This is a genomic window from Bacillus sp. EB600 (genome assembly GCF_024494385.1).
In the GTDB taxonomy this organism is placed as follows: Bacteria; Bacillota; Bacilli; order Bacillales; family Cytobacillaceae; genus JAEVLT01.
The window spans coordinates 1-8,347 of record NZ_JAEVLT010000070.1; the positions used below are offsets into that span (position 1 = coordinate 1).

The window sequence follows — 8,347 nt, forward strand, 5'->3', positions numbered from 1 at the left end:
TGATTTTATAGGGGGCATATAAACATCCCGAAAGGTGTACCTTTTGAAACAGCCAAAAATTTGTAAAGGTCAAAGTGTCATAACTTATAAGTTATAACGATAATGAAAATGCAAAGAAGCGTCTGCATGTATTACAGACGCTTTATCGTTATGCTAAATTCTTTGATTAAAGTGGATTTAGACTCCATTTTTTATTCCTATCACCAGACTTTTTTTCAATATATTTATACTCATTTTCAAGATCACTCAAAGTTAATTCGTAAAGATGCTTGTTGCCTTTTTTATAAATCCCCGATTTGATTAGTTTATTTATTAATTTTTGTTTTTTTAACTGAACAGCAGATTGAAGTAAATTTTTCATTTTCAGACACCTCATTTTAAAGATACATGGTAGAAGCCAGCACTCCTGTTTGCTAGGAGATACAGGACTTACTTTATCATAGCCTGTTTACAATTTAGTTAAAGAAATAGGAACAATTCGTTAATATTCTTTATAGTTTGGTTAATGATTAATAACTATTTAACATTGTCTAAAAGTTGTAAGTTTTGAACACTACGAAAATATTGGTTTTTTTCTTTTTTGTTACTTTTCATTTGTTTTGTCGTTTTTTTATCATCGAAAAAGACGTTTAGAAGAGGCACCGGCAACATTTTTGTGGAAACTTTGTACGCTAAGCAGATTTTCAACCTAAAAAAGCCGATTCCCTAAATTTTTTAAGGAATCAGCTTTTTTGATTTGTCTTGTTATACAATCGCGCCCGATTGCTGAAGATTACTGCTGATTTTTATTGAAGGAAAGCACCCGTTTGTAAGTGCATAAATTCACAAACTTTGACCTGCATTAATTTCCTATTACGTATTTTTCATTTATTTTTCATTTTTCTTTTAAACTACATAAACAACCATTATGTTTCGAAAATTATGTTGAGGGTAGTTTCGATCTTAAATGCAGTCCCTAATTTACGATAAATCGGTTTTAAACGGGGAGGAAATATGAAAAAAAACAAGTCTGATCTTCCTAAAGAATGGGTTGAGTTAATAAAAGAAGCAATGCAATCAAATATTACTAAAGAAGACTTTAAGATATTTTTAAAAAAAGAAAAAGAGAAAAGGGATAACAATTAGATCTGAACAATTTTATGTCTAACAATCTTAGATTTGTGAGGAATGCATTCAATAGTGCATAAAAAAATTATTATTCCCATAAATAAAGAGAAGTTCATAAATTAATTTTTAAGTTTTATGAACTTGAAAAATGACTATCTTTGAACAAAAATGCCCGCCTGTAAAAGTTTGATAAAAAAAATAGCAAGAATATACCGTTCGTTTTTTCTCTTATCCCGCTTTATTATAATGTATAAGATATCATAGTTTTAACATTAGTACTGGCTTTTTCTTTGGAAGGGAAGGAAAATGAGAAAATATACTAATCAACAATTGTTAGACATAGCAAAGAAACATATCGACCATTTCACCTCCGCTGAAAAATGGAACCAATATGCAAAAGAAAAGCAATTACCTAATGTAACTTGTTATAAAAGATATTTCGGCTCGTGGAATACAGTGAAAACACAATTAAATTTACTGATATATACAAACACAAAAAAGAATGTTGTATACTCAACCAAGCAATTGATTGATATTTTACAAAGGAATCACAGTATAGCTATTAAACAATCTTATTGGCACGCCTATGCTAAAGATCACCATCTACCTTCGTATGAAACCATAGTAGCACGCTTTGGTTCATGGAACCATGCTTTGTCTATAGCAGGTTTACTAGATGTAAAAAAAGACATTCCTGCATCTACCCAGTCACCTTCTAAACAATACTCTTACGAAACTTTGAAACAAATTGCTCGTAAACATTTAGACTATTTTCGTTTAAGAAAAGTATGGGACGAGTATGCCAGAATAAATAATCTTCCTAGCAGTGCGACATATTCGAAATATTTTGGTTCTTGGAAAGAGGCATTAAAAGCAGTCGGAATTCAACCTACTGTCGAAAGACCTAATAAGTATACAAAAAAGCAACTAGTTGTAATTGCTTGTGACCATCAAGATTTGTTATCAGATTCAACAAAATGGCGTGGCTATGCTTCAATAAGAAAAATTCCAACCTATCAAACTTATATTAGATATTTCGGTTCTTGGAAGGCAGTCCAAATGGAAGTATGTAAATGCTTGCAAGAAACAACTAACCATCCCATATAATTTGGTTTCCAATTCTTGTAGTCCATAACGAACGTTAAAAAGACACATAAATTAGATATTTTAAGTTCATTAGCCGATTTCCTGTACGATAAGGAATCGCCTTTTTTATTTTTTTGAAAGGTTATTGTTAAACTGCCATATTGTTGAAGAAACAAACAGCCGGCTATGGCAGCCCGGCTGTTCAAGTAATGCGCCCGTTTGTTGAACAATAAGGTACTGCATAATTTGGTTACTATACTTTACTTGTGGTACGGTTCACCGAAACGAATCTATATGAGGTTTTAATTTGAACTAGTTACATTAACTTTTGTATATATTAATTCCACTCTTGTTCTTCTTAACCTGCCTGCTGCCCATACTCTAAAAAAACAAACCCATATTATAAGTAAGAAATTTATATTCCGTTTTTTAAAAAGGAGGCAGTTATTTGTCTTTAAAGAAATTTGTAGATGCATTACCGATTCCTCCTGTCTTAAAAGCAAAAGGTAAGCGTGATGGGATCCCATTCTATGAGGTAACTATGAAGCAAGTCAAGCAAAAGTTACATCGCGATTTGCCGCTAACTACCGTTTGGGGTTACAACAGTATGTATCCTGGCCCGACATTCGAAGTACGAAGAAATCACCCTATTTTAGTCAAGTGGAAAAATAAATTGCCCTTTGAACACCTGCTGCCCTTGGATCGAACCGTTCATGGTGCAGAACCAGATAAACCTTCTGTAAGGACGGTTGTACATTTGCATGAAGGTCGGGTTAGTCCGGAAAATGACGGATATCCAGAGGCATGGTTTACGCGAGATTTTGAAAATGTTGGGCCGAAATTCGTCCATGAAGTCTACTATTATCCAAACTGTCAACGCCCTGCAACGCTATGGTATCATGATCACGCCCTTGGAATCACTCGTTTGAACGTTTATGCAGGGCTTGCAGGCTTTTATCTCCTCAGAGATGAAGAAGAAGAAGAATTGAACCTTCCCAGTGGAAAATTTGAAATTCCGCTGGTCATCCAAGATCGTTCGCTCTATCCTAATGGTGAACTGTTCTATCCAACCCAGCCAGGCCATGAGCCACCTTCAGCACCACAGCCGCCTCCACCAGTAGATCCAACATTACCAAATCCATCAGTTGTCCCGGAGTTTTTTGGCAACACAATCTTAGTCAATGGAAAAGTATGGCCCTACCTTGAGGTTGAGCCACGGAAATACAGGTTCCGCATCCTTAATGGCTCCAATGCTCGTTTTTACCGTATACAGCTGAATTCTGGCCAGGATTTTGTCCAAATTGGCACAGATGGAGGACTTTTGAAAAAACCGATCACAGTATCCAAAATCATCCTTGCACCGGCTGAACGTGTCGATGTCATTGTCGATTTTTCTAACCATAAAGGTCAAAGTATCATCTTAACGAATAACGCAGAGACTCCATTTCCAAACGGTCAAAAGCCTTCCGATGACCTCAAGCAGATCATGCAATTTCGTATCAAACAAAAACTCTCCAAACCTGACAAAAGTAAAATTCCAGCAAAGCTAAGTTGCTTGGAGCAACTTGACCCTAGAGATGCTGTAATCGTACGAAAAAACACCTTAGTTGAAGCTACCGATGATTTCGGGCGGCCAAAACTATTATTAAATAACCTTAAGTGGGATCAACCGCACCTTAAAGAAACCCCATATAACGGAACCATAGAGATTTGGGAGCTTTACAATACTACACTGGACACTCACCCTATTCACTTGCACCTTGTTAATTTTCAAATTTTGAATCGTGCTGAGTTTACTGGTGGTCCAAATGGTCCTAAACATATAGTCGGCCCGCCACAACCACCCGATCCGAGTGAGAGGGGTTGGAAAGATACTGTTCGTGCCAGTCATGGGGAGGTTACCCGTATCATTGCACGTTTTGGGCCATTTACAGGAATTTACCCGTGGCACTGTCACATCCTTGAACACGAAGATCATGATATGATGAGGCCATACGAAGTTCTGGATAATCAGAACTTTAACCCGTGTGAACCGTTTCCTGGAGAATGTCCTGATGATTCATTCTCTCAATGCTTTGACGGCGATAAACATCATCGACATGACGACGATTGAACAAAACACTGCTTTTGAAACATGACTATTTCAGTTTCAATCTAAGGACAAAAGCTGACGCCTTTACTTCCTTTTGGTGTCAGCTTATTAATTTTAATAATGATTATCCCACTAGCTCAGAATAGGTAATCGTCTTTGTAGATGCACAGAGTGTCCCTAAACGGCTGAACCATTCACCTTTGAATTTTCTTCGATTAAATCGATAACAAAATTCGTCTAAATAGGCTTGAAGATGCTTTGAATCAAGCCCGTGGTACGTTCCACCAATAAATGCCTTTGCATTCGAAAGAACGGTATGCAGCCAATGTAAATGATCTGGACTTTCTTTGGCATTGTAGACTTGATACTCGTGCTTAAAACCAGCTCCTTCAAGGGATCGATAGGAATGATAAGCATCGCTACTAATTGTTGAACCAGTCTGGATTCTTTTCTCTGCAAAATCAATCAAGGTTTCGCTTTTGATGTTTGGGACGACCTCCATTTTCAGATAAAGCGGATGTCCTTTTTTGTTCAAGGATAAACCCACTAAAACCTTGGTTTTCTCTGTGCCGCGCCCGCGTTTTCCGCCTTCGGAAGGCGCTCCAAAGAAAGCATCATCTAGCTCTACAATGCCAGCTAATGTGTATTCTGCATCACGTTTTCTCATAGCTTGACGGATTTTATGAAGCATGAGCCAAGCGGTTTTATACGTCACTTCAAGTTCTTCAGAAAGCCTTGTCGCGGATACACCGCGTTTATCGTGTGCAATTAAATAAATAGCATTAGTTAAGTCCGTTCTTGTTTTTTCCATCACGGTTCCAACGGTAACAGTGGCTTGGTAACGGCACTTTTTGCATTCATAAAGTCTATGTTTACGTGTCTTCGTCTCAAAATAAGCATCATGACCGCACTTCTCACAACAATAGCCATTCGACCACTTCAATGAAAATAGATAGTCATGACAAGCCTCTTGGGTTGAAAACTGTTTTTGGAAAGAAATCAAACTCATTTGTTGGTATTTGGCCATTTTAAACTCCCCTTCAAGAATCGTTTGTTTTATCCATTATGGCAAACATTCGTTCTTGATATACATCATTCTGAGTAAAGGGGATTATCATTATTTTAATTACAATTGACGATAATTTGCAGGCTAATTAACCATTTGGTTCTTTAGATATATATTGTATAAAAAAGTTAGATTTAAATTTTTAATAACAAGTATAATTACATAGAATGAGTTTAATTTATGTCTATCTATGAAAAAAAATAGAAGAAATTAGCCTAGAGACCTTCCGAACAGAGGCTCCGTTGGAGCCTAATTGGGGCATTAAAAAAATAGTGAAGGTAAGAATACCTTTTGGTTCGGTTTCAAGGCACATTTAGCAGTTGGAACAAACAGTCTGTTTATCTTACAATCCATGATGTCTTCATCTAGTTTGAACGATGGAAAAGCAACTATTCCTCTCCTAAAAGGGATTCAGGAAAAGCTCTCTCCGCTGACCATTCGTTACGGTCGTATGGATGCCGGTTTTGATTTTCTACCGATCTATCAGCAGTTACTGAGCATGAAAGCTTATGGAATCATTGCCTATCATAAGCGCAATGAAGGAGAAATACTCGGATTCGATGAGAATTTTGCGCCAACTTGCTTAAGAGAACACTCTTATCGATACGAAAGCTACGACTTCGTCTGACTTTAGCCTACACTTGGTCGCACACAGCATTTGGCTTCCAGGAGATCGTTTATTCAATGAAGTGATACAACTATGCTTCAGTGTTTATTTTCAACTTTGCAATTCTGAATTCCCAGGATAGCATTCGTTGGACAATAGCGGGTAGCACCAGTAATGATGGGCGCTAATCCAATTATTCCCCACCAGCTTCTGAAATAAAGTCCAACTAGGATAATAACAAAACCAATCCCAATTCTTATTGCTTACTCGGTTTTTCCAACATTACATTTCATCTAATCCCTCCTAAAAAATATTTTAAAGATGGTTATATGATTTAAGATGTTCTTTACTCCATGTTTATTTTGTACTCTATTGATAAAAGGAATACCCAAAAATATTTTGAAATTTGAATTTGACAATTTAAGTACAATCATTCACCATCTATTCTATGGCTTTAACATAAATAACATAAATATCCAATTACCTTTAAAAATGTTGTTCCACAATCTGGCCCTTAACCTAAAGAAAGAGCACAATTCTTGCTGCTTAACCAGACCATAAAAATCGGCGTACATTATGTTCAAAATGTACGCCTTTTTGGTTAAAAATTCAACATCTTAAACACATTAAACGGAACAAATCAATTATGTCCACTATGTATAATATGTGAGCGTTAGCGGTCCCTTTACTTTAAAGAAGGGTCGTGTAACCTTGATAGGTGTTGGAGCAATGGTATCCTGCTCCATATCCAAGAGAAGCACGACCCTGCAAAGTTCAAAGTCAAGGGCACATATTATACATATCAAATTTGTCGGAGCCTTTTAAAATCAAGGAATTTTCACCTTTAGTCTTGATAACCGCAGTTAAATAATCCCTTTCATCAACTCTTGCACCCTTTCGTGAAGAAGAAACATTTATCCACCCACAAAAAATTATTTAGAGTTATTTACATAATTTGTTTAATCAATTTTTATCTTTTTACGTCAGCGGTAGGATAAAGCCTGCTTACCTAATGCATTCCATGATTGAATAAATGTTTGCCGATTTACCTTATTCCCTTTTTTTACAGTTAAAGGATCATTGACATAAACGTACCCAGGCTCAAAACCTGTGAGTACAACAGCATGCAAATCTCTAGTTGCATTAATTTGTTCACTACCATGGTTCCAGGACTCCCATCTCTTAGGAACATTGTAATCTCCTGTTGTCCAAACAACCACAGGCTTTCCTATTTTAATTTGAGACAGTACATCATCAAAGGATTTCCCCGTTAAATTTACTGTACGACCCGGAAGATAGCGTTCCATCAACTCTTGGAGCGGTTGAACGTAAACGGCATAGCCCTTATTTTTTCCTGTCATATCCCCGACAAACCCATCTTTAGGATTTCCCCAATGTATGACATCTCCTCCTTTTCCAATAATCAGCGGATCGTTATCTTTTTTTATATTGTTAGCCAGTTCTATTTTATTAACTTGAATCCCAGCATGCTGCAAAACCATCGCTAAGCTTGTCACTTCGCAACCATACTTCAGCTCAGGATTTTGCGATATTAGTGGTACGTCTAATATGGCTTTTTTTTTCGCAGAAGGGGCTGAAGGCTGCAGTGATTCCGAAGTTTCTTTTTGGAACTTTTCGTTTACAATTTTTGGTACTTTTTCATGTTTGTGGACAGCATTAGAACCTTGTTTTTCAGAAGGGGATTGTTTCGCCGAGCAGCCCACTAGAATAGAGAATATAACATACAATGTTAGAGCCCATTTGATATCATTCAACCTCCTCATTTAATACACTGATCCTAATATTCCTTTTTAGATCGTTGTTTATTACCAAAATTCTTGCAATTCTTGGTAATTATCTGAATTTGTACAGGAAACAACACAATCAGAAAACAACAAAAATCCATTTACCATAAATAGGATTGACTACGTCAAAAAATAATAGTTAAATGTGGTATTAAAGACAAAAGGATTTTCTCTGTTTCACTAATCTGGCCCTATAATGGAAATAGCGCTGTTCCTTGTTACAGAAAAGCGCCCGATTCTTGAATAAGCTACTGCATAATATCTTCGGAATGTGAACTAAAATTCAAACTTTTTTCACAAAATATATATTCCATATTTTCCTATAACTTGGTAAAATACTTTTTGTGTCTATTTTGTAAATGAGGTATTTTTATGAAAAGGTCTTTATCTTTAGTACTAAATCCAAATGAGCTTTTAGCCTATATTGAAGCTTTTAGCCTATATTGATTATTTAAGAAAAGATTTAATTATAAATTGGGTTATCATACGGCTTAATTAATGATCGAACAATCAAAGCAAGTCAGGAACTTGATTATTTTATTTTTCAATACCAAAAGATAACAAGTAAACAAGTTACTAAATAA

Annotated in this window: 8 protein-coding genes and 1 pseudogene; 5 read left to right on the top strand and 4 right to left on the bottom strand. The window is 36.0% G+C overall.

Features of this window, described 5'->3' with window-relative positions; genetic code table 11:
- Positions 1–166: 166 nt before the first annotated feature.
- Positions 167–361, bottom strand: a complete 195-nt coding sequence (locus JN080_RS27805; RefSeq protein ID WP_256239193.1) for a Fur-regulated basic protein FbpA — start codon at positions 359–361, stop codon at positions 167–169.
- 632 nt (positions 362–993) lie between these two features.
- On the opposite strand from JN080_RS27805, the gene JN080_RS27810 reads away from it, so the two are divergent.
- The 3 genes from JN080_RS27810 to JN080_RS27820 all read left to right on the top strand — a co-directional run bounded on the left by JN080_RS27810 (position 994) and on the right by JN080_RS27820 (position 4,306).
- Positions 994–1,125 (top strand): anti-repressor SinI family protein, encoded by a 132-nt coding sequence (locus JN080_RS27810; protein ID WP_256239194.1) that lies wholly within the window; start codon positions 994–996, stop codon positions 1,123–1,125.
- 288 nt (positions 1,126–1,413) lie between these two features.
- Positions 1,414–2,214 (top strand): homing endonuclease associated repeat-containing protein, encoded by an 801-nt coding sequence (locus JN080_RS27815; protein ID WP_256239195.1) that lies wholly within the window; start codon positions 1,414–1,416, stop codon positions 2,212–2,214.
- A 427-nt stretch (positions 2,215–2,641) separates the two neighbouring features.
- Positions 2,642–4,306, top strand: coding sequence for a multicopper oxidase family protein (locus tag JN080_RS27820; RefSeq protein ID WP_256239196.1), 1,665 nt, complete (start codon positions 2,642–2,644; stop codon positions 4,304–4,306).
- 103 nt (positions 4,307–4,409) lie between these two features.
- Here the strand turns inward: JN080_RS27820 and JN080_RS27825 are convergent, their stop codons facing one another.
- Positions 4,410–5,312: an IS1595 family transposase gene (locus tag JN080_RS27825; RefSeq protein WP_256239197.1), complete on the bottom strand. Its 903-nt coding sequence runs from the start codon at positions 5,310–5,312 to the stop codon at positions 4,410–4,412.
- 233 nt (positions 5,313–5,545) lie between these two features.
- On the opposite strand from JN080_RS27825, the pseudogene JN080_RS27830 reads away from it, so the two are divergent.
- Positions 5,546–5,970: pseudogene (locus tag JN080_RS27830) on the top strand (transposase); the annotation flags it as partial.
- 86 nt (positions 5,971–6,056) lie between these two features.
- On the opposite strand, the gene JN080_RS30090 reads toward JN080_RS27830, so the two are convergent.
- Together JN080_RS30090 and JN080_RS27835 are read right to left on the bottom strand one after the other, a co-directional pair.
- Positions 6,057–6,218, bottom strand: a complete 162-nt coding sequence (locus JN080_RS30090) for a YgaP family membrane protein (protein ID WP_375141797.1) — start codon at positions 6,216–6,218, stop codon at positions 6,057–6,059.
- A gap of 723 nt (positions 6,219–6,941) precedes the next feature.
- Entirely contained in the window at positions 6,942–7,724 is a 783-nt protein-coding gene (locus JN080_RS27835; RefSeq protein WP_256239198.1) for a C39 family peptidase, read from the bottom strand.
- Between the two features lie 512 nt (positions 7,725–8,236).
- On the opposite strand from JN080_RS27835, the gene JN080_RS30095 reads away from it, so the two are divergent.
- On the top strand, positions 8,237–8,347 hold the full coding sequence (locus JN080_RS30095) for a Spo0E family sporulation regulatory protein-aspartic acid phosphatase (protein WP_375141799.1): 111 nt from the start codon (positions 8,237–8,239) through the stop codon (positions 8,345–8,347).

Excerpts from the sequence above, each read along its gene's own strand:
- JN080_RS27805 (WP_256239193.1), bottom strand. The coding sequence starts at position 361 with ATGAAAAATTTACTTCAATCTGCTGTTCAGTTAAAAAAACAAAAATTA.
- JN080_RS27810 (WP_256239194.1), top strand. The coding sequence starts at position 994 with ATGAAAAAAAACAAGTCTGATCTTCCTAAAGAATGGGTTGAGTTAATA.
- JN080_RS27815 (WP_256239195.1), top strand. The coding sequence starts at position 1,414 with ATGAGAAAATATACTAATCAACAATTGTTAGACATAGCAAAGAAACAT.
- JN080_RS27825 (WP_256239197.1), bottom strand. The coding sequence starts at position 5,312 with ATGGCCAAATACCAACAAATGAGTTTGATTTCTTTCCAAAAACAGTTT.